Below are 23570 nucleotides of genomic sequence, written 5' to 3'. Positions count from 1 at the left end.
TGGCGATGCGAGAGGTGATAGCCGCCCCGTCCGTCCGCGCCCTGGCGCTGGAAAAGGGCATCGACCTGGACACACTGGCCCGCGATCTGGGCCGGACCACCATCGCGCGTGAGGATCTGGACCGCAGCCCCCAAACCGCCGCGAAAACGCCCGACACCTCCTATTGGGAGGTGGATCATGCCGCCTTCGGGCCAGTCGCCACCGAGCCGATGAGCCGGTTTGCGCAAGTCTCGGCAGCCAACCTGTCGGCGGCCAATGCGCTGATCCCGCAAGTCACCCACCATGACCGCGCCGATGTCTCTGCCATCGAAACCTTTCGCAAAGGTCTGAAACCAGAGGCAGAGGCGCGCGGGGTCAGGCTGACCGCGCTGGCCTTTCAGGTCATGGCCCTGGCGCGCGCGTTGCGAGAATTTCCACGCTTCAACGCCTCCTTGTCCGCCGATGGCAAGTCCCTGATACTAAAAGACTATGTCAACATCGGCATTGCCGTGGACACCGAACATGGCCTGATGGTGCCGGTCCTGCGCGACGCGGACAAAAAGGGGCTGTGGCAAATCGGGGCGGACATCGCCGATCTCGCCACCCGCGCCCAGAACCGCAAGATCGGGCCGGACGAGATGGGCGGCGGGTCCATGACAATCACCAATCTGGGCGGCATCGGCGGCCGCGCCTTTTCCCCCATCGTGAATCCGCCGGAACTGGCGATCCTGGGCATCACCCGCACAGAGATCGTGCCGCACTGGGACGGTACTGCGTTTCAACCGGTGCCCATGGTGCCGCTGGACCTGAGCTATGATCACCGGGTGATCAATGGTGCAGAGGCCGCGCGGTTTACCTCTCGTTTGTGTGCCCTGCTGGCGGACCCGCGCCACTTGATGATCTGAACCGCACAAGACCCTGCAGGCCCGCCTGTCTGCGGGCCATGCACCCTGCCCCACATGACGCCGTCCGCCAGCCTCGGACAGGTGTTTGCCTTTCCGAGGGCGACCATCACATTGGTCAGACACAGGACAGGCACGCCGTTCAGCGGCGGTCGTCGTTGCAGAGTTGTGCGCGACAGATGCCCGACCCCGAAAACCTGCGTTTCAGATGCAATAGTTGCTGACCTGACGCTACGGGACGGGTGATGCCGCCCCCAAGACCATTGACACAATGGGTGCGCCCACTACATACCGACCGTCGGTCTGTAACTTGGGAGGCCCCGGATGTCCGCACCCACGACGACACAACCTGTTTTCGCCACCAAGCGTCAACGCATGACGCCCGAAACACGCCGCGCGCGCATTCTTGACGCAGCGCAAGGGTTGTTCCTTGAACGCGGCTGGGACGCGGTGACCATCGCGGATGTCCTGGACGTGGCCGGTATTTCGAAAGGCGGTTTTTATCACCATTTCGCCGCCAAGGAGGATTTGCTGGACGGCGTGGTAGAGCGGTTCACCAATGAGGCGCTGTCCTCTGCGGAAACCGCACATGCCGCCGCGACAGGCGACGCACTGACACGGTTCAACGCCTTTCTGGCCGATACCAGCCGCTGGAAGGCGGAACAGGCACCACAGTTGAAGTTCTTTCTGGATGCCATGTTGCGGCCCGGCAACGATGTCCTGTTCACCCGTATCACAAACGCATCGAACACCGCGGCAAAGCCCGTCTTGCAGGGGATGATCGCGCAAGGCATCTCCGAAGGATGTTTTGACGTCCCCGACCTGACGCTGGTCACGGAAACCATTCTGGCCTTTTCGGGCGGCCGCCGCACCGCGATCGAACGGGCCATCCGCGCCGCTGAGGCGGATGATCTGGATGGCGGCGTCGACATCCTGACCAGTCGGATGGTTGCCGAAGGTGCCCTGATCGATCGTTTGCTGGGTCTGCCGCAGGGCAGCATCGCCCTGTGCAATTCTTCCGAATACCGCCTGATGCTGCGCGCAATTGCCCAGGACGGACCGCCGGACAGGCGGATCGACGACCAGTCCCCCCCCTGAACGCAATTGCGCAAAGCGCCAACCAATATCTGCCCGGCCCCGCAAGACAGCAGGCTCCGGGCACACCAGAACAGTCAGGTTTCGAGGTCGAAATCTGTTCAGCCAACCAAGGCACCCGACACGGAACGGCGTCTGCCAAATGGAGACCAGATATGACCGAGCACCAGACCGACGGTCCCAAGCCGCTTTCCTTTGAAAACGACCATGGGTCGACCCGGTCCCGTTGGGTCGCCGGTGGCCTGGCCGTGGCCATTGTCGGCTGGATGGGCAGTGGATTCGTGTTGCCGTCCAAAGACGCGGGCAATACCGCCAAGACCCCCGCCACCCCCAGGGCCGTCAGTGTCGCGGTGCGCCGGTCCGTGGCCGAAACGGTGGCTCAGGTCTTTGCCGCCGAAGGCCAGGCCCTGCCCGACCGCGATACGCCGATCCGCGCCAAGACCTCGGGGCAGATCGGCGAGGTGCTGGTCGAAAAGGGCGCGGATCTGGCAGAGGATCAGGTCATAGCCCGCTTCGACATCGCGGCGAGGCAATCCGATCTGGACCGCGCGCAACAGGAACTGGCCCGCGCGCAACGCGAGTACGACAATGCCGCAGCCCTGGTCGAACGCGGCGTGGCCACCGTTGACCGCGTGGCGCAGGCCCGCGCGACACTGGCCGCCGCACAGGCCAGCATGACAACCGCGACCGAGGCCGTGGCCAACACCGAAATCCGCGCGCCCTTTGCCGGGCGGCTGGAATCGCTGGATATCAACGAGGGGGAATATGTCACGATGGGCGACGATGTCGGCCGCATCGTCGACAACACCCCCCTCACGATCCGCATTCAGATTCCGCAGCAATCCTTGCGCGACATCAAGGTGGGCCAGACCGCGGATGTGGCATTCATCACAGGGGCCACAGGCAAGGGAGTGGTGCGATTTGTCAGCACAAGCGCGGATGCCGAAACCCGAACTTTCATGGCCGAGATAGAGGTGTCCAACACGGACGGGGCCATTCCTGCCGGAATCAGCGCGCAATTGCGCATTCCTACGGGCGAATTGACGGCACATTTCGTGTCCCCCGCGATCCTGTCGCTGGACACCGACGGCACGCTGGGGATCAAGATCGTCAACGACAAGGACATCGTCGAGTTTCACAAGGTGCGCATCGTCCGCGCCCAGACCGATGGCATCTGGGTGTCCGGCCTGCCAAAAGAGGCGCAGATCATCTCGATCGGTCAGGGCTTTGTGAACGATGGCCAGACCGTCAGCCCGAAACCCGAAGATGAGGCGGAACCTCTGGCCACGCGACGCGAGGTGACCCAATGAACACGCTGATCGACGCCGCCTTCAGCCGGGGCCGCGTGGTGGTCATGGCGCTGGTCATGATCCTTGCGGTCGGGGCCTATGCCTATGTCACGATCCCCAAGGAAAGCTCGCCAGAGATCCCGATCCCGATCTTTTACGTCTCGACCAGCCTGGATGGTATCTCACCCGAGGATTCCGAACGCCTGCTGGTCGAACCGCTGGAAACCGAACTGTCGTCGATCACCGGCCTCAAGCAGATGACCAGCAACGCCGGCGAAGGCTATGCCAGTGTCCAGTTGGAATTCGAACCGGGCTTTGACGCCGAAGCGGCGCTCAGCAAGGTCAAGGAGGGCGTGGACCGTGCCAAGTCCGATCTACCCGAGGATGCCACCGACCCGGTGGTGACAGAAATCAACACCGCGCTTTTTCCCATTCTGACGGTGATCCTGTCCGGCCCGGTGCCGGAACGGACCCTGAATACACTGGCCGACAATCTTTCGGACGATATCAAGGGGTTGTCTGGCGTGCTGGAGGTCGACGTGGGCGGCGCGCGCGACGAACTGCTGGAGGTTCTGATCGACCCCACGGTGTTCGAGACCTACAACATCAGCTTTGAGGAACTGATCGGCCAGATCAACCGCAACAACCGCCTGATCGCGGCGGGCGCCATCGAAAACGGTGCCGGTCGGATCGTGCTCAAGGTGCCCGGCCTGATCGAGGGCATTGACGATGTGATGGCCCTGCCGGTCAAGGTGCGCGGCGATACGGTTGTGACCTTTGGCGATGTGGCCACCATTCGCAGGACCTTTGAGGATCCCACCGGCTTTGCCCGCATCAACGGCCAGCCCGCGCTGGCGCTGGAGATCAAGAAACGCTCGGGCGCGAACATCATCGAAACCGTCGACGCGGTCCGCGCCCTGATCGAAGAGGCGCAGGGCGACTGGCCCGCCAGCGTGTCGATCGACTACATGCAGGACGAAAGCGAGCAGGTTCAGACCATGCTCAGCGATCTGGAGGCCAACGTCATCGCCGCCGTGATCCTGGTGATGATCGTCATTGTCTGGGCGCTGGGCATCCGCTCTGCCCTGCTGGTTGGCCTTGCCATTCCGGGGGCATTTCTGGCGGGGGTCACGGCGCTGCTGATGATGGGGTTCACCATGAACCTCGTGGTGCTGTTCTCGTTGATCCTTGTGGTGGGCATGCTGGTCGACGGGGCCATCGTGACCACGGAACTGGCCGACCGGCGCTTGCAGGAGGGCGACGCGCCCAAGGTCGCCTATACGGCGGCCGCAAAACGCATGGCCTGGCCGATCATCGCCTCGACCGCGACCACGCTGTCGGTGTTCTTTCCGCTGCTGTTCTGGACCGGCACGGTGGGCGAGTTCATGAAATTCCTGCCAATCACCGTCATCCTGACGCTGACCGCCTCGCTGTTCATGGCATTGATCTTTATTCCCGTCGTCGGCGGGATCATCGGAAAGAAACCTCCGCAGTCGGCACAGGACAAGGCCACGCTGTATGCCGCCGAAAAAGGCGACCCGCGCAAGCTGAAAGGCTTCACCGGCGGCTATGTCCGGCTGCTGCAATTCGCGATCCTGCGGCCATGGGCGACGCTGATCATGGCGGTGTCCTTTCTGCTGGCGGGCTTTACCGCCTATGGCCAGTTCGGCAACGGGATCAGCTTTTTCCCCTCCATCGAGCCGGACTTTGCACAGGTGCAGGTCCGCGCCCGCGACAACTTTTCGATCTTCGAAAAGGACGCTCTGGTGGCCTCCGTCGAAAACAGGCTGTTCAACTACCCCGAAATCGCCTCAGTCTATGCCCGGACCGGCGGCTCAAATCAGGATGCCGCCGATCTGATCGGCACCATCCAGATCGAGCTGACGGAATGGGACACCCGACGCCCTGCCGCCGAGATCGGCGAGGACATCCGCGCCGAAATGGCCACCATTCCGGGCATCGACGTGCAGGTGCAGACCGCGTCAAACGGCCCGTCGGCCGGTAAGCCTGTGTCCCTGCGGGTCCGCGCCCGCGATCCGCAGGCGCAGGCCACTGCGGTTCGGGACATTCGCAAGAAAATGGATGAGATCGGCGGCTTTACCGATGTCACCGACACCCGCCCCCTGCCCGGCGTCGAATGGCGCATCACCGTGAACCGCTCCGAGGCGGCGCGCTTTGGTGCCGACATCTCGACGCTTGGACAGGCGGTGCAACTGCTGACCCGTGGCATCACCGTGGCCGACTACCGGCCCGACGATGGCGACGGATCGGTTGACATCAACGTGCGCTTTCCATCGGACGAACGCACGCTGGAAGAGCTGCAATCGCTGCGCGTGCCGACCAGCGCGGGCCTTGTGCCGATCTCGAACTTCGTGACCTTTGCGCCCAGCCCGCGCAGCGGCACCATCACCCGCGTCGATCAACGCCGCGTCATCACCATAGAGGCCAATGTCGCCCCCGGCGTTCTGGTCAACGATCAGGTTGTGGCCCTTCAGGCGGCGATCGACGGGATGGACCTGCCCGACGGGGTCGAGGCGACCTTTGCCGGTGAGGCGCAGGACCAGATGGATTCGATGATCTTTCTGGTCGGGGCCTTTGTGACGGCGATTTTCCTGATGTTCGTGATCCTGGTGATCCAGTTCAACAACTTCTACCAGGCCTTTGTCGTGATGAGCGCGATTGTCTTTTCCATCGCCGGGGTGCTGTTCGGCCTGATTGTCACCGGCCGCCCGTTTGGCGTGGTCATGGGCGGCATCGGGGTCATCGCGCTGGCGGGGATCGTGGTGAACAACAACATCGTTCTGATCGACACCTACAACGACCTGAAAAAATCCGGTCTGTCGCCGTTGGAGTCCGCGCTGCGGACCGGCGCACAGCGCCTGCGTCCGGTGGTGCTGACCTCTGTGACCACGGCGCTGGGGTTGATGCCCATGGTGATCGGCGTGAACCTGAACTTCTTCACGCGCGAAATTGTCTATGGCGCGCCGTCGACCCAGTGGTGGACGGAACTGTCCTCGGCCATCGCGGGCGGTCTTGTCATCGCAACCGTTCTGACATTGGTCGTGACACCCGCAATGCTGATGCTGGGTGAGAAAAAGGCGCGGCGGGGTGAACCCTCACCCGATCTTGCCGCGCCACAGGCAACGTGAGGCGGTCCACCAGATGCAGACACCCCTTGCCTTTACCACACGCGGCCTGACCAAGGTCTACGGCGAGGGGCGGTCTGCCGTCCATGCGCTGCGGGGGGTCGATCTGGAGATCCCGCAGGGCGAGATCGTGGTGCTGCTGGGGCCATCGGGGTCCGGCAAGTCGACTCTGCTGAACATCATCGGCGGGCTGGACCGCGCGACCGAGGGCACCGCGCATTTCCGCGATCAATGCCTGTCGGACATGAGTGACGCGGAACTGACGCGCTACCGGCGCAATCACGTCGGTTTTGTCTTTCAGTTCTACAACCTGATGCCCAGCCTGACCGCGTATGAGAACGTCGAACTGGTGACCGAAATCGCGGGCAACCCGATGGACCCGGATGAGGCATTGACCCTTGTCGGCCTCAAGGAACGCACCGATCACTTTCCCGCGCAACTGTCGGGCGGCGAACAGCAACGCGTCGCCATCGCGCGGGCCATCGCCAAACAACCCGAGGTTCTGTTTTGCGATGAACCAACCGGCGCACTGGACAGCACCACCGGCCGCGCGGTGCTGGAGGTGCTGCGGGACGTGAATGCGCGGCTCGGCTCGACCGTGTTGATGGTGACGCACAATGCCAATACCGCCGCCATGGCCGACCGGGTGATCCATTTTGCCGATGGCGGCATCCGCGAGGTTGTACGCAACACGACCAAGCTCAGCCCCTCGGAGATCGAGTGGTGAGCCCGCTGGACCACAAGCTGTTGCGCGGTCTGTGGCGCATCAAGGGGCAAGCCATCGCCATCGGGGCCGTCATTGGCGTGGGCGTCATGATGCTGGTGATGATGACCGGCCTGACCGCGTCGCTGACCCAGACTCGCGACGCCTACTATGAACGCTATCGGCTGGCCGATGTCTTTGCCCCGGTCAGCCGCGCGCCTGAACGACTGGGCGGCAGGGTGGCAGAGATCCCCGGCGTGGGCGCTGTGCAGACCCGCGTGCAGGGCCGCGCGCTGATCGACTTGCCGGGACAGGGTCTGCCGGTGCAGGCGCAGGCGATCTCTCTGCCGGACCGGGGGCGGCCCGCGCTGAACGATGTCTTTCTGACCGACGGGCGCATGCCGTCTGCGGGGCGTCCCGATGAAATCCTGCTGTTGCAGAGCTTTGCCGCCGCCCATGCCCTGCGCCCCGGCGACACCCTGCGCGCCACGATGAACGGCGCGCGGCGCAGCTTTGACATTGTCGGCCTCGCCCAGAGCCCCGAGTTTCTGTACATCACCGCACCGGGGGAATTGATCCCCGATGACGCCCGGTTCGGCGTCATCTGGATGAGCCGCGCCGGCCTGTCGGCGGCCTATGACATGTCGGGCGCGTTCAATGAGGCGCTGGTCGGGCTGTCGCGCGGGGCCAATGAACAGGCGGTCATGGCGGCCATTGACCGCCTTCTGGCCTCCTACGGTGGTTCTGGTGCCTATCCGCTGGCCGATCAGACCTCGAACCGCTTTGTCTCGGAGGAAATCGCCGGGCTGGAGGCCGCCGCCACCGGCGTTCCGCCGATCTTTCTGATGGTTGCGGCCTTTCTGCTGTATATCGTGATCAGCCGCATCGTGCAGTCCGAACGCGGCCAGATCGGCCTGATGAAGGCCTTTGGCTACACCAACGGCGAGGTCGGCGCACATTACTTCAAGCTTGTCATGGCCATCGCGGTGGGTGGCGCGCTGGCCGGGTGCCTTGGCGGCATCGGCACGGGGCGGGCCATGGTCGGGATCTACACCGAGTATTTCAAGTTTCCCTTCCTGGTCTTTCAACTGGACCCCGGCTCATTCGTGGTCGGCGTGGCGGTCAGCATCCTGTCAGCCTCTGTCGGCGGGCTGCTGGTGCTGCGGCAGGTCTTTGCCCTGACACCCGCCGATGCGATGCGCACCCCCTCGCCGCCGGATTTCAGCCGCACGGGCCGGATGGGTCGGGCCATCGGCGGTTTGCTGGATCAGCCGTCGCGCATGGTCATGCGCCGCATCACCCGGCAACCGGGCCGCATGGCCGGTGCGATGATCGGCATCGCCAGCGGCATGGCGCTGTCGGTCTCCATGATCACCATCTATGCGGGCTTTGACCAGACCATCGACCTGACCTTTTCCGTGGTCGACCGCAGCGACGTGACCGTCAGCTTTACCCACCCCGTCAGCGACAAGACCCTGTTCGAACTGGCCCGCCTGCCCGGCGTCCAGCGGGTGGAACCTGTCCGCAACGTCGCCGCCGTGCTGCGCAACGGGCTGAACAGCTATCGCGGCGCGCTGACAGGATTGCCGGAAAACCCGGTGCTGTACCGCGCGCTGGACGACCGTATGCAGCCTATCACCCTGCCTCAAAGCGGCGTTGTCCTGTCCCGCGTTCTAGCCGAAATGCTGGACATCCAGCCCGGCGACAGGCTGCGCGTCGATGTCCGCGAAGGCCCCCAGCCGCTGCTGGACCTGCCCGTCTCCGGCATTGCGGAATCGCTGCTGGGAGCTCCCGCCTACATGGGGCTGGACGCGCTCAACACCGCCCTGCGAGAGCCGGGGCGCGTGTCGGGGGCCTACCTGATGATCGACGACGCCAGATCCGACACCATCTTTGCCGCGCTGCAGGACATGCCCACGGTCGCAGGGGTCAGCCTGAAATCGCAGGCGCGCGATGCCTTTGTCACTTTGATGAACACCGGCGCGGGGGCAATCCGCTATGTCATGGGGGCCATTGCCTTTGTGATCACCTTTGGCATCGTCTACAACGCCGCCCGCATCGCGCTGGCCGAACGCGCCCGCGATCTGGCCAGCCTGCGGGTCATCGGCTTTACCAAGGGCGAAACCGCCTTTGTGCTGCTGGGCGAACTGGCGGTTGTGACGCTGGTCGCCCTGCCGGTGGGCGCGGTCATGGGCTACTACATGTCCTTCGGCATCGCCGCAGGCTTTTCGACCGACCTCTACCAGATCCCCGCCATCTTTGACCCGGTCAGCTATGGTCAGGCGACACTTGTCGTGTTGACCGCCGCGGTCGTATCCGGCTGGCTGGTGAAACGCGACCTGGACCGCTCCGACCTGATCGAAGCCCTCAAGACACGAGAGTAAACAATGGCCAAAGCAAAGAAACGGTCCCGCCTTGTCCTGACCCTGATTGCCGGTGCGCTGGTGGCGGGCGCGCTGACAGCGGCCTTCTGGCCCCGGCCGCTGATGGTCGATCTGGGCACCGTGACCCGCGGCCCGATGATGGTCACCATCGACGAAGAGGGCCGCACCCGCGTGGCAGAGGCCTATGTGGTTTCAACCCCGGTCGGCGGGCGGTTGCTGCGCGTTCAGGTCAATCCGGGTGATCCGGTGGAACGCGGCAAGACGGTTGTGGCGCATATGCGCCCGTCGAACCCCTCGGCGTTGGATGTGCGCACCCGCGAACAGGCGCTGGCCGCCGTTCAGGCGGCAGAGGCCGCGCTGCGGGTGGCGCGCGCCGATCTGAACGCCGCCATCGCCAACCGCGATCTCGCCGACTCCGAACTGTCGCGGACCGTGCAACTGAATGAGCGGCTGGTGGCAAGCGCCGCCGAACTGTATCTGGCCCGCCAGAACGCCCGCGTCGCCGAGGCCTCGGTCGAGACATCAGAGGCGGCCATCGCCATGCGCGAGGCCGATCTGGCCAATGCCCGCGCCCAGTTGATCGGGTTCGACGATCAGGGGCTGGCGGCGGCGATCAACGGCAACGCAAGCGACGACATCCCGCTGCACGCCCCGGCCGACGGGCGCATCCTGCGCATCATTCAACAAAGTGAGACAACCCTGCCCGCCGGGGCCGCCATCATGGAAATCGGCGATGTCCACGGCGATCTGGAGGTGGTGGTAGAGCTGATTTCATCCGACGCGGTGCAGATCACCACCGGCGCACCAGTGATTATCGAGGACTGGGGCGGCAACGTGCCGCTCAATGGTGAGGTTCGCCGCATTGACCCCTTCGGCATCACCAAGTTCTCGGCGCTTGGAGTCGAGGAACAGCGCGTTCCCGTCACCGTCGCCAACAGGCCAGAGCCGGGGATCAGGTCCAACCCTTCAGCGCGGTAATGCGCCACCGTCGCCCCGGCAGGGGCCGTGCCCTGCCCGCAGATCATCTGCGGTGCGTCGTCCCCGGCGGGCCAGACCAACGCCGGCATGTCGCCCAGCGGCCCGTTCAAATGCGGCTCGACCACGTTGAGCACAAAGCCCGCCGCAACCGCCGCGTCAAGGGCGTTGCCACCCGCCTCCAGCAGCTTCATCCCCACCGCACTTGCCAGCCAATGGGTCGTGGCCACCATTCCAAAGGTTCCGGTCAGGTCCGGACGTGTCGTGAACGTCATGCCGCCTCGCTCTGCCTCGATCACGGTGCAGCCTACGCAGGAAATTCCGCGCAAACCAGCGATGATCCCACGCCACCTCCACAGGATCGCCCACACCGAAGGATCGCCACCGCCTGCCCCACGTCCGGACCAACCACCTCGCCGGGCCCGAACAACACCCCAACGCCATGACGCCTCAGGACACGCCCTCCGCAGAGGAAGGCACGCCCCCGCCCCGCCCCCAACCAACGCCCCGCCCAACAAGAACGCACCCGCACGCACCCACACCCAGCCGCACCGGTACGGCCGCGCTTGCCGCAAAGGCATCCCGCATGTCACAGTGCCCATGCGTCACCGAACAACGAGGCCCGCCAATGCCCCTCAGATGGATCACCGCCCTTTTCATCGCGCTGGGCCTTGGCAGTGGCGCGCAGGCACAAGGCCTGCCCGATTGCGGCTTTGGCTTCGAGATCGACCGCCAAAGCTCGGCCTTTCAATCCATGCTGGTGGACGGCGAACAGAAACGCGGGTTCTGGCTGTCGATCAACCGCGCCCCCTCCGACGTCAAACAGGTGGCGCGCCACATCGGGCGGTTGCAGGTCTGCCTGATGACCCCCGATGGTCAGCCCCGCACCCTGACGCGCGGCGGCCAGACCTTTACGCTCGACAGCCCGTTCCTGTCCAACTGCACCGCCGCCCTGCTGCCGGACAACCGCCTGCTGACCAACGCCCATTGCTTTTGCGATCCCGACCTTGTGCGCGCCGGCTTCACCGTGGTCCGTGAGGCGCGCATCAACTTCAACTACACCTCCAGCGACGACACCGGCGCGGTCCTCACTTATCTGGTGGCCCCGCGTGAGGTGGCGTTGGACAAGGATCTGGACGCGCTCTTGCTGCAGATCCTTGGCGCCGACGCCAATACCGATCTCGGCGGCCACATCCCGATGAAGATGATGACCCGCACCGAACCCAATCAGGAACTGCGGATGATCCATCATCCCGGCGCCGACCCGCAGCAGTATTCCACCGGCACCTGTCAGGTCCACCGCCGCCAGTCCGAAATCCCCGACACCCGCTCTCCGTTCCGCCACAGCTGCGAAAGCACCGGCGGATCGTCCGGATCGCTGCTGCTGGACGCGCGCACGCTGGCGGTGGTGGCGCTGCACAATCAGGGCGGGCTGAAACCCACTGGCGACAGCTTTAACGGCGGGCACAAGATCGCGCTGATCAATCAGGCGTTCAATCTGGGGTTTCAGGAACTGGCCCCCACCGGCGGCGACAACCGGGACGGCGACGCCGACCGCGCGCTCTCCGACGCACTGCTGACCGCCGAGCTGACCGCCCGCGTCACCGCCCTGCGTGGCGTGATCTCACGCTTTGCCGGGACAGAGGCCGCCGAAAAGGCGCAGACCGCCGCAACCCGGCTTGAAACCGATCTGGCGCAAAAGGACCGCAACGCGCTGGCCATCGCCCGGCTGGACCGCGCCAAATCCGCCAAGGACACCGACACCTTGCGCGCCATGTTGCAGGAATTCGACGGCACCGCCCTGGGCTTTCAGGTCCAGCTTGCCCTGTTCGAGGTCGAGGCCGCGCAGCGCGTAACCGAGTCACAGGCCAATGCCGCCCTCACCGCCGCCCTCTTGCTCACCGATCCCAACGCAAAAATGGCCGCACTGGAGCGGATCACACGCGAACACGCGGCCTTTCCCGCCGCCCGGCAGGCGACGACGGCGCTGCAGCGTCTGCGCGCGGCGAGTCCGGCACCCAAGCCGCCGACCACGACACCGCCGGTCAAAACCCTGCTCGGAATGATTACGTCTCAGCAATTGGACCAGATGGCCCGCAAGGGCGGCACGCAGTCGGACGTGATCCATCGCGGCCACCTTAATTGTGGCGTCAGTATCGGGATTCTCGGGTTTTCCTATTCCGACGACCGGGGCGACTGGCAGGGGCTGGACGTCGATCTGTGCCGCGCCGTGGCCGCCGCGGTGCTGGACAATCCGAATGCCGTCGAATTCGTCCCCACCACGCCCGCGACCCAATTCATCGCGCTCGCCTCGGGAGAGGTCGACCTGTTGGGCGGCAACGTCTCTCAGGATGATGTGCGCGGGTCTGGCATGACGTTCCTGTTTCCCGGTGTCTCGGTCCAGGATGGGGTGGCCATGATGGTGCCGCGCAACCTTGGGGTATCATCGGTAAAGCACCTTGATGGCGCCACCGTATGCCTGCGGCCGGATACGCAGGCCGAACTGGCACTTGCAGACTACTTTTCGGCCAACAATATGTTCTTCGAGCCGGTTCCCACCGACACATTCGACGACTCCCTGCAAAAATATCTCTCTCTGGGCTGCGATGTCTTGCTTGGCAATCGCAGCGATCTGGCCAGCATCCGCGCGACGGAAACCCGGCCTGACGATCACAGGATCCTGCCGGAATTGCTGTCCAGCAGGCCCTTGGGTCCGGTTGTGCGCGCCGATGATCGGAACTGGGCGGATATCGTCGGTGGCGTGCTGGACGCCGCAAAGCTGGCCGCAAAACTGAACCTTTCGCAGGACGATCTGCGCTTCGGAGCACCGGCCTCGGGTGTGCACCCCGACCTTCTTGGGGGCACAAATCTGAACCTGCCTGATGATTTCCTGCTGCGCGTCGTGCGCGCCGTCGGCAATCTCGAAGAGATGTTCAAACGCAACTTTGACGAGGACGCTTCGGTCTTTCTCAGCCCCGGCTAGGCGATCAGAACTTTGCGCCCCAGTGCGGGTGCCGGTCGTCGATCACAAGCGCATGGGAATGCTCGCGCTGCCCGTCCAGATGCGGATGATCCAGTGGCAGATTGTCGTGCCGGTGCGTCACCGGACCGGCCTCGCCCACGGGCCACAGCCGCAGCGCCATCACCGCGCCCATCCCCGCCACAACCGCCAGCCCAATCAACGCTGGCACCGCGCCAAACGCCGTCATCAGCCAGCCTGACAGCGGATAGGTCAGCAGCCAGCAGGCATGGCTCAGCGCGAATTGCGCGGCAAAGACCGCCGGGCGATCCTCGGGCTGGGCCGACCGTTTGAGCAACCGCCCCGAGGGCGTCAAGACCGCCGAATAACCCAGCCCGACAACCGCCCAGACCGCCGCCAACAGCGGCCAGCTCAGGCCGGTGACGGCAATCCCCGCCGCCAGTGCCAGCAGGCCTGACACCATCAGGCCCGCCCCGGCCAGCATCACCGGGCGATCGGCCCGCCGCTCCAGCAGCCGGGGCAACAGCAGTGCCGCCGCCATCGACCCGCTGCCAAAGGCGAACATTGTCCAGGCCAGCGCGCTTTCGCCCAGACCCAATGTGCCGCGCACCAGCACCACCGAGTTGACCAGCACCATCGCCCCCGCCGAGGCCGCCGCAAGGTTCAGCGCCAGCAGCCCACGCAGGCGCGGCGTGGCCAGATAGATCCGTATGCCCCGCGTGGTGCGGTCATAGATGCCGCGCCGTGTGCTGGCCCGTGGGCTGGGCAGCATGACCGACACCACCAGCAGGCCAGAGCCCAGAAAGCCCACAACCGTACCCAGAAACAGGACGTTATAGCTCATCACCGCCAGCAACAGCGCCGCCAGCGTCGGGCTGACGATGTTCTCCAGATCATAGGCCAGCCGCGACAGCGACAGCGCACGGGTATAGCGCGCCTCCTCGGGCAGCACGTCCGGGATCGTTGCCTGAAACGTCGGGGTAAAGGCGGCAGAGGCCGATTGCAGCACAAGGACCAGCGCATAGACCTGCCAGATCTCGGTGACAAACGGCAGACACAGCGCCGCGCCCGCCCGCACCACGTCCAGCGTCACCAGCAGCGCGCGCCGGTTCACCCGGTCGGCAAAGGCTCCGGCGATAGGGGCAATGCCGACATAGGCCACCATTTTGACGGTAAAGATGGTGCCCAGCACCATGCCCGCGTTCTGGCCCGCCAGATCGAACGCCAACAAACCCAGCGCGACCGTGGCAAGTCCCGTGCCCAGCAGGGCCACCACCTGCGCCAGGAACAGGTGCCGATAGCGCCGGTCTGACAGGATCTCCAACACGGCGGTCTCTCCCTCGCTCAGTGTCTGTCCTGTGACCCTAGAGCATGTCGGGACCGGCTGAAAAGAGCCTGCGTCTCGGCGGGGGTAACCTTAATCGTTGGTAAATTCGTCTCTGTAAACCATTGATTTTGTTTATCCGCCGATCTGTCCACGCGTGGACACGCCCTTGGGCCCCATCGCCAGATCCCGCGCCTCGCGCCGCCAGGCGACAATTTCCGCCATGATCGACAGGGCAATTTCCGCCGGATCAACCGCCCCGATGTCCAGCCCGGCAGGCGCCTTCAACCGCCCCAGCCGCGCCTCCTCCATGCCGCCTTCCAGCAGCCGCGAGCACAGCGCCGCCGCCTTCTTTTGGGAGGCCACCATCGACACCCGCCCCGCATCGCTGTCCAGCGCCGCCTGAAGGCAGGCAAGGTCGCGCTGTCCCTGGCTGGCCACCACCACAAAATCCCGAACGCCCAGCGTCAGGCCAGACAGATCCGTCCCCTCGAACCGCAGCGGTTTCCCTGCGCAGGCCACCCCCTCGGCAAGGGAAACACGGTAGCCCGCCAGCCCCCCATGCCCCGCAACCGCGCGGGCAATCGGCCCCTCGCCAAAGATGCAGATCACCGGCGGCAGGGCAAATGGCTCGATCATCAACTCCACCGTCCCACCCGACGGGCAACCGCTCTTGTAGACCTCTGCCCCATCGGCGTCCCGCAAGGCCACGACGGTCTCGGACGGCTTCACCCGGATCACCCGAGGCGCGCCACTGTCCAGCGCCGCCTGACCCGCCTCGCGCACCGCCCGGGTGACGCAGGCCCCGCCCAGATGGCCGATGATCTCGCCGGTTTCAGTCACCACCGCCTTGGCCCCCGGTCGCGCCGAGGTCGCCGCCTCTGTCCGCACCACGGTCACGACGCAAAACGGCCGCCCCGTCGCACGCAAGGTGGCCACGGTATCGAAGATATCGAATGGGTCCATGATGTCCTCCGTCAAAGCCGCGCAAATTCAGGTTCCAGAGCGGCCAGCGCCGCGAGAGAGTTGGCAGGCAAAAGCGCATCCAGATACGGACGCGCGGCGGCCATCGCCTGCGCCACTGGCGCATGGTCCTGCCAGCCATTCAGCGGGTTCAGCCAGATCACCCGATGCGCCCGCTTTTGAAGGCGTCTCAGCCCGTCGGCCACCACCTCGGGCGCGCCGGTGCAGTAGCCATCGCTGAGGATAATCACCACGGTCCGGCCATTGACCGCGCGCGTCGAATAGCCCTCGTTGAAAGTCTTCAATGCGCCGCCGATATCGGTGCCACCGCCAAACCCTTCAGCCATCAGGCTCAAACGCCCCGCCGCACGCAGACTGTCGTGGTCGCGCAAGGCATCGGTGACACGCATCAGCCGAGTATGGAACAGATAGGCGTCGGCCCGCATGTCCACGCTGATCAACCCCCTGAGGAACGCCAGAAACACCCGAGACACCGTGGTCATCGACCCGCTGACATCACAGAGCGCCACGATCCGCAAAGGCCGGTCTGGCCGTCTGCGGCGCGGCAGATCCAGCGGTTCCCCCCCGCGCGCAAGGCTGGCGCGCATCACCCGGCGCAGGTCCAGGTCCAGACCCCTCGTGGCCTGCCTGCGCCGCCGCGAGCGGCGGTCACGCAGCGCGCGCGCCAGATCCCGCGCGGCCTTTTCGGCGGCGCGCAGGCTGTCCTCGTCCATCAACTCGCGCAGATCGCGTCGGCTGAGCGCCTCTGTCCGGGTGGCAATCAGGCGGCCTTCGGTGCCTTCGGCCTCATCATCGCTCCCATCGGGCTGACCCACGTCGCCGTCCTGTTCTGCCCCGTCCTCGCCCAGATGTGTCTGCCACAGGGCGGGCTTCGCGCTTTGGACCCGGACATGCGCGTTGGCCTGTCCCTGCCGCTGCTTGCCCGTGTTGAACCAATAACTGTCAAAGAGATCATCGAAACGCCGCCAGCCCTCGGCATCCGGCACCAAAAGCGCCTTGAGCGCGCGTCGGGCCTGGTCCGGATCCGTGGCCTTGACCTCTGACAGGGCCGCCAGCGCCGCCACCGTCTCACCGGGACCAAGGCGCATGCCATTCATCCGCAGATGTGCAATGAACCCGGCCATGCGGTCGGCCAGCCCCTCGGCACGCAGCGGAAAGCGGGTGACGGCCATCAACCCACCTTGCCCACGATGCGCGCCATGACTTCGGGCGGCAGCGCGTCCCGGTCAGCGGCGGTTTTCAGCAGGCAGACCAGCGTCGCCTGCACCTGCGCGGGGCTGGCGGACAAATCGTTGATCCCCAGCCCGGACAGCGCCGCGGCCCAATCCAGCATCTCGGCGATGCCCGGCAATTTCCCCAGATCCTCGCGCCGCAACGCCTGCACCACACCGATGATCTGTTGCGCCAAACGCGCCTCGATGTCGGGTGCGCGACGAGCAAGGATCGCCAGTTCGGTGTCCCGGTCCGGATAGTCGACGTAGCTGTACAGACAACGTCGGCGCAAGGCATCCGACAGCTCGCGCGTGCCATTGGCCGTCAAAATGACCACCGGGCGCGTTTGGGCGCTGATGGTGCCCAGTTCCGGGATGGTGATCTGAAAGTCCGACAGGATCTCCAGCAGATAGGCCTCGAATTCCTCATCCGCCCGGTCAATCTCGTCAATCAACAACACCGGACGCTCGGGTTGTGAGATCGCCTCCAGCAACGGGCGTTTCAGCAGGTATTTCTCGGAGAACAACGCCTCTTCCCCCGCGCCTTCAGCCCGGATCGCCAGCAACTGGCGCTGGTAGTTCCATTCATAGATGGCGTGGCCCGCGTCCAGCCCTTCGTAACATTGCAGACGGATCAGGCGCGCATTCAGCACCTCGGCCAGCGCCTTGGCGATCTCGGTCTTGCCGACCCCCGCAGGCCCCTCCAGCAACAGGGGCCGCCCAAGCGTCAGCGCCAAATGCAGCGCCATCGACAAGGTCTCATCCGCCACATAGCCGGTGGCGGCCAGACGCTCTCTCAGTTCCGCCTCACGCATCGCCTGTATCTTCTTCTCTGGTAAAATACCTCGGAGGGGGTCCGGGGGAGGCAGAGCCTCCCCCGGCGGATCGCCGCGCAACGCGCGGCGAAACCGCTTTACCCGTGCAGCCCCAGATCACGCGCGATCCGCCACACTCGCCAGTGATCATGCGGCATATGGCTTTGCGTCAGACCAAAGGGCCGGAACGCATCGTGGACCGCGTTCGAGAACGCCGGGACAGAACCGACATTGGGGCTTTCGCCCACACCCTTGGCCCCAATCGGGTGATGCGGCGAGGGTGTGACGGTAAAGTCCGTCTCATACGTCGGCGTTTCCCAAGAGGTCGGCAGGAAGAAATCCATCAAGGTCGCGGTCTTGTGGTTGCCCATGTCGTCGTAGGCTATCTCCTGTCCCATGGCGATGGCATAGCCCTCTGTCGCGCCGCCATGCACCTGCCCCTCGATGATCATCGGGTTGATACGGGTGCCGCAATCGTCCAGCGCATAGAACTTGCGGATCTCGTGTTCGCCAGTGTCCACGTCCAGATCCATCACGCAGATATAGGCGCCAAACGGATAGGTCATGTTGGGCGGATCGTAGTAACTGACCGCCTCCAGTCCCGGCTCCAGCCCCGGAATGGCCTGATTGTAGGACGCAAAGGCGAGTTCCTTCATCGTCTTGAACCGATCCGGCGCGCCTTTGACCACAAAGCGGTCGACGTCGAACTCGACGTCGTCGTCATGGACCTCCAGCAGGTAGGCGGCGATCATCTGCGCCTTGGCGCGGATCTTGCGCCCCGCCATTGCGGTGGCGGCCCCGGCCACAGGCGTGGACCGTGACCCATAGGTGCCAAGGCCATACGGCGCGGTGTCGGTATCGCCCTCCTCGATCGTGATGTCATCGGCGGAGATGCCGATTTCCGAGGCAAGGATCTGGGCAAAGGTCGTGGCATGCCCCTGCCCCTGGCTGATTGTGCCCAGCCGCGCGATGGCCGACCCGGTGGGGTGAATGCGGATTTCGCAACTGTCGAACATGCCAAGGCCAAGGATATCGCAGTTCTTGACCGGACCCGCGCCGACGATCTCGGTGAAATGGGTGAGGCCAATCCCCATCAGCTTGCGCGTCTTGCCCGACTTGAAATCCTCCAGCCGTTGCGCCTGTTCCTTGCGCAGATCGACATAGCCAACCGCCGCCAGCGCCTTGTCCCAGGCGGTGTGATAGTCGCCGCTGTCGTATTCCCAGCCCAAAGCGGACTGGTACGGGAACTGATCCTTGCGGATAAAGTTGATGCGCCGCAGTTCCGCCGCGTCCATGTTCAGCTTGATCGCCAGAACCTCGATCATGCGTTCGATGAAATACGCGGCTTCGGTCACGCGGAAGGAACAGCGGTACGCCACGCCCCCCGGTGCCTTGTTGGTATAGACCCCGTCCACGGCCAGATAGGCGGTCGGGATGTCATACGACCCGGTGCAGATGTTCATGAACCCCGCCGGGAATTTTGTCGGGTCCGCACAGGCGTCAAAGCCGCCGTGATCGGCGGTCGTATGGCACCACAGCCCGGTGATCTTGCCCTCCTTGGTTGCGGCAATCTTGCCTTGCATCCAGTAATCGCGGGCAAAGGCGGTGGACATCAGGTTGTCCATCCGGTTCTCGACCCATTTCACCGGCTTGCCGGTGACGATGGAGGCGACAACCGAACAGACATAGCCCGCATAAGCGCCCACCTTGTTGCCGAAACCACCACCGATATCGGGGGAGATCACGCGGATATTGTGCTCGGCGATGCCCGAGATCAGGCTGACCACCGTTCGGATCGCGTGCGGCGCCTGAAAGGTGCCGTGCAGGGTCAGCTTGCCCGTGACCTTGTCCATGGAGGCGACGCAGCCGCAGGTTTCCAGCGGACAAGGGTGCGTGCGGTGGTAATAGACCATCTCTTCGGCCACCACATCCGCGCCTGCCAAGACCGCCTCTGTCGCGTCCTTGTCGCCTTGCTCCCATGTGAAGATGTGGTTGTGATGCTTGCGCGGACCGTGAGCGCCCTCGGTCTGACCCGCCAGATCCTCACGCAGGACAACGTCGGATTTCAACGCCTCGAACGGGTCGGTGAGGACGGGAAGTTCATCGTATTCGACCTCGACCGCCTCGACGCCGTCAGCGGCGGCATAGCGGTCCTTGGCGATCACATAGGCCACCTCCTGGCCCTGGAACAGCACCTTGCCGTCGGCCAGCACCATCTGCTTGTCGCCTGCCAGCGTCGGCATCCAGTGCAGGCCCAGCGGCTCCAGATCCTTGGCCGTCAGCACCGCGACGACGCCGGGCACCTTCATCGCTGCTTCGGTGTCGATCGACACGACACGCGCATGGGCATAGGGCGAGCGGACAAAATCGCCGAACAGCATGCCGTCCAGCTTGATATCGTCGACATAGTTGCCACGGCCCTGGGTAAACCGGACATCCTCGACCCGCTTGCGCGAGCAGCCCATGCCCTTGAGGCTGGCACTGCGTTCTTCGGGGGTTGCGACGTCGTCTTTCATTCTGCCGCCTCCTTCTGCGCATTGTTGATCTCGGCGGCGGCAAGGATCGCCTTGACGATGTTCTGGTAGCCGGTGCAGCGGCACAGGTTCCCCGCCATGCCAAACCGCACGTCCTCTTCGGTCGGGGTCGGGTTCTCTTGCAACAACCGATGCGCACGCGTGATCATGCCCGGCGTGCAGAAACCGCACTGAAGCCCGTGATGTTCGCGGAACATCTCTTGCAGCACGGACAGTGACCCGTCCGGGTTCACCAACCCCTCGACCGTGGTGACATCGGCGCCCTGCGCCTGCGCCACAAAGACGGTGCAGGATTTGACCGACTTGCCATCCATATCGACCGTACAGGCCCCGCAATGCGAGGTTTCGCACCCCACATGCGGCCCGGTCACCTTGAGGTTTTCCCGCAGGAAGTGGATTAACAGGGTGCGCGGCTCTGCAAGGCCCTCGACCTCGTCGCCGTTCACTTTCAGCTTAACATGCATCTTGCTCATACTGTCCCCCTCAGCCCGCGGCGCGCGACAGCGCCCGGTCGATGGCACGGCGCAACACGACGCCCGCCACATGTTTCTTGAACTCGATCGGCCCGCGCATGTCCTCCTGCGGATCAATGGCGGCGAGCGCGGCGCTGACGGCGCCCTCCGTGTCCCCGGCGGCCAGCGCCGCACCCGCCTCTGCCGACCAGACCGGCGTATCGGCCAAGTTGGTCATGGCAATCGATGCGCCGCCCGGACCGAACAGCACCGCCGCGGCGGCGGTGGCATAGTCGCCGATCTTGCGCTTTTGTTTTTCGTAGGCGTACCCGGTGCCCGCCGCAGGGCACGGGAGGGTGATACGCGTGAGGATCTCCTCATCGCTTCGCGCGGTGAAATAGGCCGAGTCGTAAAACTCCCGCGCCGCAATGGTGCGCGTCCCGTCCGGGCCGACGACCTCGTAGGACGCATCCAGACATTGCATCAGCCCCGGCATGTCATTGCCCGGATCGCCGTTGGCGACGTTGCCGCCAATGGTCCCGACATAGCGCACCTGGGGATCAGCGATCTGCAACGCCGCCTCACGCAGGATCGGAACAGCCTGCGCCAGTCCCTCATGTGTGATCAGCTCATTCTGCGTGGTCATCGCGCCGATGCGAATGACGTCTGCCCCGAGCTCGATGCCCCTCAACTCTGCAATGCCTTGCAAGTCGACCAGATGAGACAAAGAGGCCATGCGCAGCTTCATCATCGGGATCAGGCTATGCCCGCCCGCGACCACACGCGCCTCGTCGCCATGCGCCTGCAACAGACCGATGGCCGACGCCATGTCGGTCGGCCGATGGTACTCAAACCCGGCTGGTATCATTTTCGAAAGTCCTCCCTGCGGTCTCCCGCCGCACAACGCCAGAGTTCTCCGAAGCAGGGACCGGACCAATGAAAGAGCTATGAAATGCAGACACCTGCGCACGAAATGCGAAATACCTGCACGAGATGCGATGGCTGCGGGAACAGCGGCCGGGGATGGTGGGCGGGGATGGTGGGCGGGGCGACGTTCCGGCCACAGGCCGGATCGAGCGCCGTCAGACATCCCCGGGTCTGTCTGTGGCTCAGACGCCCAGAACCTGGCGCACGTCCGACAGACGCGACCGGCTGACAGGCACCTTGGGCAGCGAGGCGACCGCCTCAAAGAAACACAGGCCAGTGTCCTTGGTCCGCCGGAACTCGGTCACGAAGGCAGGGTTGACCAGAAAGCTGCGATGGGTGCGGATCAGACCGGCCGGTTCCAGCCGTCGCGCCGCCTCGGAAATCGACCAGGGACAGAATAGCTTGTCCGGGCCGGAATACAGCAGGGTATAATGGCCTTCGGCGCGCACTGCGGCAATTGCGCCAGCGTCCAGAAACTGGGTCCGACCCTCCTTTTCATAGGGGACAGAAACCCGCCCACCGGGGACGTCGGGGACCGGGTCCGGCTCTTCGATCTCCGCAGCCACGGTCACGGGCATCTCTTGCGGGGCTGCTGCGACCCGCACCGGAAAGAACGTGACGCCCGACAACAGGAACGCGCCGCAGATCGCAAAAGACGACAGCGTCACCCCCATCGCCAGTACCTCGTTCGACAGGATCGGCCCTGCCCCGCTACCACCGCCCAGCCCGACAAACCCGGTTCCAGCCATGGCAATGAAATGCACGGCAACGACAGAGACGCCGAAAAACAACGTGCCCAGCAAGATGTGCCCCCGCGTCCGCTCACCGTAGGCCACCCAGATCGCCGCGATGGACAACGCCAGCGCCGCAATCAATGCCACCACCACACCGCCGACGCTGTAGACCGGGCGGCACAGTTCCATCCCGCTCATGCCGACATAATGCATCGCGACGATCCCCGCCCCGACAATCGCCCCCGCCAGCGTCAGGCTGGCGGGCGTGCGGTCGCGGAAATGCAGGATCAGCAGCGCCAGCCCAACCATCAGGATCGCGATCAGCGCAGAGACCAGCGTCACCAACCCATCGTAATAGAACAGGATCGGCAGTTGCAGCCCCAGCATGGCAACAAAGTGCATCGACCAGATGCCGCCGCCCAAAGCGACGGCTGAAATTGCGACAACCGCCTTGCGCCGCGCCAATGGCAGCGCCGATGCGCCACGGGTGATCGCCAGACCGCTGAATCCGGCCATCAGCGCAACCGCAAGGGACGCCACCACAAGCGCGGGATGATGCGAGAACTCCAGCACGCCGTCGACCCTCCAGATGTGCAAAAATTAGTCAAGCCGCCTTCGCGGCGCAAGCGCATCAATGCCCCCCTGGGCAGGGCGCGACACACGTCATGACAGAATAGACAAAACTTTTCTCGAAGGAACAGCGGGATATCGGAAACACTCCGGCCTTTCCCCGGTTTACTTTTTCTTAACCCGCTCCAATGACGCGCTTTCAACAATTTCCCGCCCAACCAATCCCGGATTCGCGTTCCTAAGCGGATGGGGTGGATAGCTCCTGCTCCAACCGGCGTCGCAATGCGCCATACTGCAGTTGTCTATCACTGCTAGGAAAGGAGCTACCCAATGCAAGTTACAACAGTGGGCATTGATCTGGCCAAACATGTTTTTCAGGTCCACGGAATTACCAGGGATGGTCAAGTTGTCTTCAATCGAGCAATCCGCCGAGCACAACTCATGCAGTTTTTCACCAATCTGGAACCCTGTCTGATCGGCATGGAGGCTTGCGGATCCAGTCATTACTGGGCGCGAGAACTCAGCAAACTTGGGCATGATGTTCGCCTGATCCCAGCCAATTATGT

16 protein-coding genes and 2 pseudogenes are annotated in these 23570 nt (G+C 64.4%); 9 read left to right on the top strand and 9 right to left on the bottom strand.

Annotated elements, in window-relative coordinates:
* The first annotated feature begins 5 nt into the window (after positions 1–5).
* From CHB90_RS10730 to CHB90_RS27455, 7 genes are all read left to right on the top strand, one after another.
* Complete coding sequence (locus CHB90_RS10730) at positions 6–884, top strand: 2-oxo acid dehydrogenase subunit E2 (protein WP_089277925.1); 879 nt, start codon at positions 6–8, stop codon at positions 882–884.
* Between the two features lie 321 nt (positions 885–1205).
* Complete coding sequence (locus CHB90_RS10725) at positions 1206–1979, top strand: TetR/AcrR family transcriptional regulator (RefSeq protein WP_089277869.1); 774 nt, start codon at positions 1206–1208, stop codon at positions 1977–1979.
* 152 nt (positions 1980–2131) lie between these two features.
* Entirely contained in the window at positions 2132–3286 is a 1155-nt protein-coding gene (locus tag CHB90_RS10720) for an efflux RND transporter periplasmic adaptor subunit (RefSeq protein ID WP_089277868.1), read from the top strand.
* Positions 3283–6414, top strand: coding sequence for an efflux RND transporter permease subunit (locus CHB90_RS10715; protein ID WP_089277867.1), 3132 nt, complete (start codon positions 3283–3285; stop codon positions 6412–6414). The genes CHB90_RS10720 and CHB90_RS10715 overlap by 4 nt, the downstream gene beginning before the upstream one ends.
* Before the next feature lie 13 nt (positions 6415–6427).
* Positions 6428–7138 (top strand): ABC transporter ATP-binding protein, encoded by a 711-nt coding sequence (locus tag CHB90_RS10710; RefSeq protein WP_089277924.1) that lies wholly within the window; start codon positions 6428–6430, stop codon positions 7136–7138.
* Positions 7135–9498, top strand: a complete 2364-nt coding sequence (locus CHB90_RS10705; protein WP_089277866.1) for an ABC transporter permease — start codon at positions 7135–7137, stop codon at positions 9496–9498. The genes CHB90_RS10710 and CHB90_RS10705 overlap by 4 nt, the downstream gene beginning before the upstream one ends.
* Positions 9499–9501: 3 nt before the next feature.
* The gene (locus CHB90_RS27455) at positions 9502–10476 is read left to right on the top strand and encodes an HlyD family secretion protein (RefSeq protein ID WP_342744952.1); all 975 of its coding nucleotides are present in this window, start codon (positions 9502–9504) and stop codon (positions 10474–10476) included.
* Between the two features lie 5 nt (positions 10477–10481).
* On the opposite strand, the pseudogene CHB90_RS27540 reads toward CHB90_RS27455, so the two are convergent.
* Positions 10482–10667, bottom strand: a pseudogene (locus CHB90_RS27540) (gamma-glutamyltransferase); the annotation flags it as partial.
* A gap of 434 nt (positions 10668–11101) precedes the next feature.
* Here CHB90_RS27540 and CHB90_RS10690 point away from each other — a divergent pair.
* Positions 11102–13456 (top strand): transporter substrate-binding domain-containing protein, encoded by a 2355-nt coding sequence (locus tag CHB90_RS10690; protein WP_170941037.1) that lies wholly within the window; start codon positions 11102–11104, stop codon positions 13454–13456.
* Positions 13457–13460: 4 nt separating this feature from the next.
* On the opposite strand, the gene CHB90_RS10685 is transcribed toward CHB90_RS10690, so the two are convergent.
* From CHB90_RS10685 to CHB90_RS10650, 8 genes are all read right to left on the bottom strand, one after another.
* Complete coding sequence (locus CHB90_RS10685; RefSeq protein ID WP_089277862.1) at positions 13461–14780, bottom strand: MFS transporter; 1320 nt, start codon at positions 14778–14780, stop codon at positions 13461–13463.
* A 132-nt stretch (positions 14781–14912) separates the two neighbouring features.
* A complete protein-coding gene (locus CHB90_RS10680) occupies positions 14913–15743 on the bottom strand; it encodes an XdhC family protein (RefSeq protein WP_089277861.1) in 831 nt (276 codons plus the stop codon).
* Between the two features lie 11 nt (positions 15744–15754).
* Positions 15755–16933 (bottom strand): vWA domain-containing protein, encoded by a 1179-nt coding sequence (locus CHB90_RS10675; protein WP_170941036.1) that lies wholly within the window; start codon positions 16931–16933, stop codon positions 15755–15757.
* Positions 16933–17787 carry an AAA family ATPase gene (locus CHB90_RS10670; protein WP_089277859.1) on the bottom strand — a complete coding sequence of 285 codons (855 nt, stop codon included), beginning with the start codon at positions 17785–17787 and terminating at the stop codon, positions 16933–16935. The genes CHB90_RS10675 and CHB90_RS10670 overlap by 1 nt, the downstream gene beginning before the upstream one ends.
* Before the next feature lie 98 nt (positions 17788–17885).
* Positions 17886–20303 (bottom strand): aerobic carbon-monoxide dehydrogenase large subunit, encoded by a 2418-nt coding sequence (locus CHB90_RS10665; RefSeq protein WP_089277858.1) that lies wholly within the window; start codon positions 20301–20303, stop codon positions 17886–17888.
* On the bottom strand, positions 20300–20794 hold the full coding sequence (locus tag CHB90_RS10660) for a (2Fe-2S)-binding protein (RefSeq protein ID WP_089277857.1): 495 nt from the start codon (positions 20792–20794) through the stop codon (positions 20300–20302). Before CHB90_RS10660 ends, CHB90_RS10665 begins: the two co-directional genes overlap by 4 nt.
* 10 nt (positions 20795–20804) lie before the next feature.
* On the bottom strand, positions 20805–21641 hold the full coding sequence (locus CHB90_RS10655) for an FAD binding domain-containing protein (protein ID WP_089277856.1): 837 nt from the start codon (positions 21639–21641) through the stop codon (positions 20805–20807).
* Positions 21642–21882: 241 nt separating this feature from the next.
* Positions 21883–23007, bottom strand: a complete 1125-nt coding sequence (locus CHB90_RS10650) for an MHYT domain-containing protein (protein ID WP_089277855.1) — start codon at positions 23005–23007, stop codon at positions 21883–21885.
* A 327-nt stretch (positions 23008–23334) separates the two neighbouring features.
* On the opposite strand from CHB90_RS10650, the pseudogene CHB90_RS26770 reads away from it, so the two are divergent.
* A pseudogene (locus tag CHB90_RS26770) lies at positions 23335–23570 on the top strand (IS110 family transposase); the annotation flags it as partial.

Origin of the sequence: Antarctobacter heliothermus (assembly GCF_900188425.1) — a bacterium.
Lineage (GTDB): Bacteria > Pseudomonadota > Alphaproteobacteria > Rhodobacterales > Rhodobacteraceae > Antarctobacter > Antarctobacter heliothermus.
This window is presented reverse-complemented; position numbering and strand designations above follow the sequence as displayed.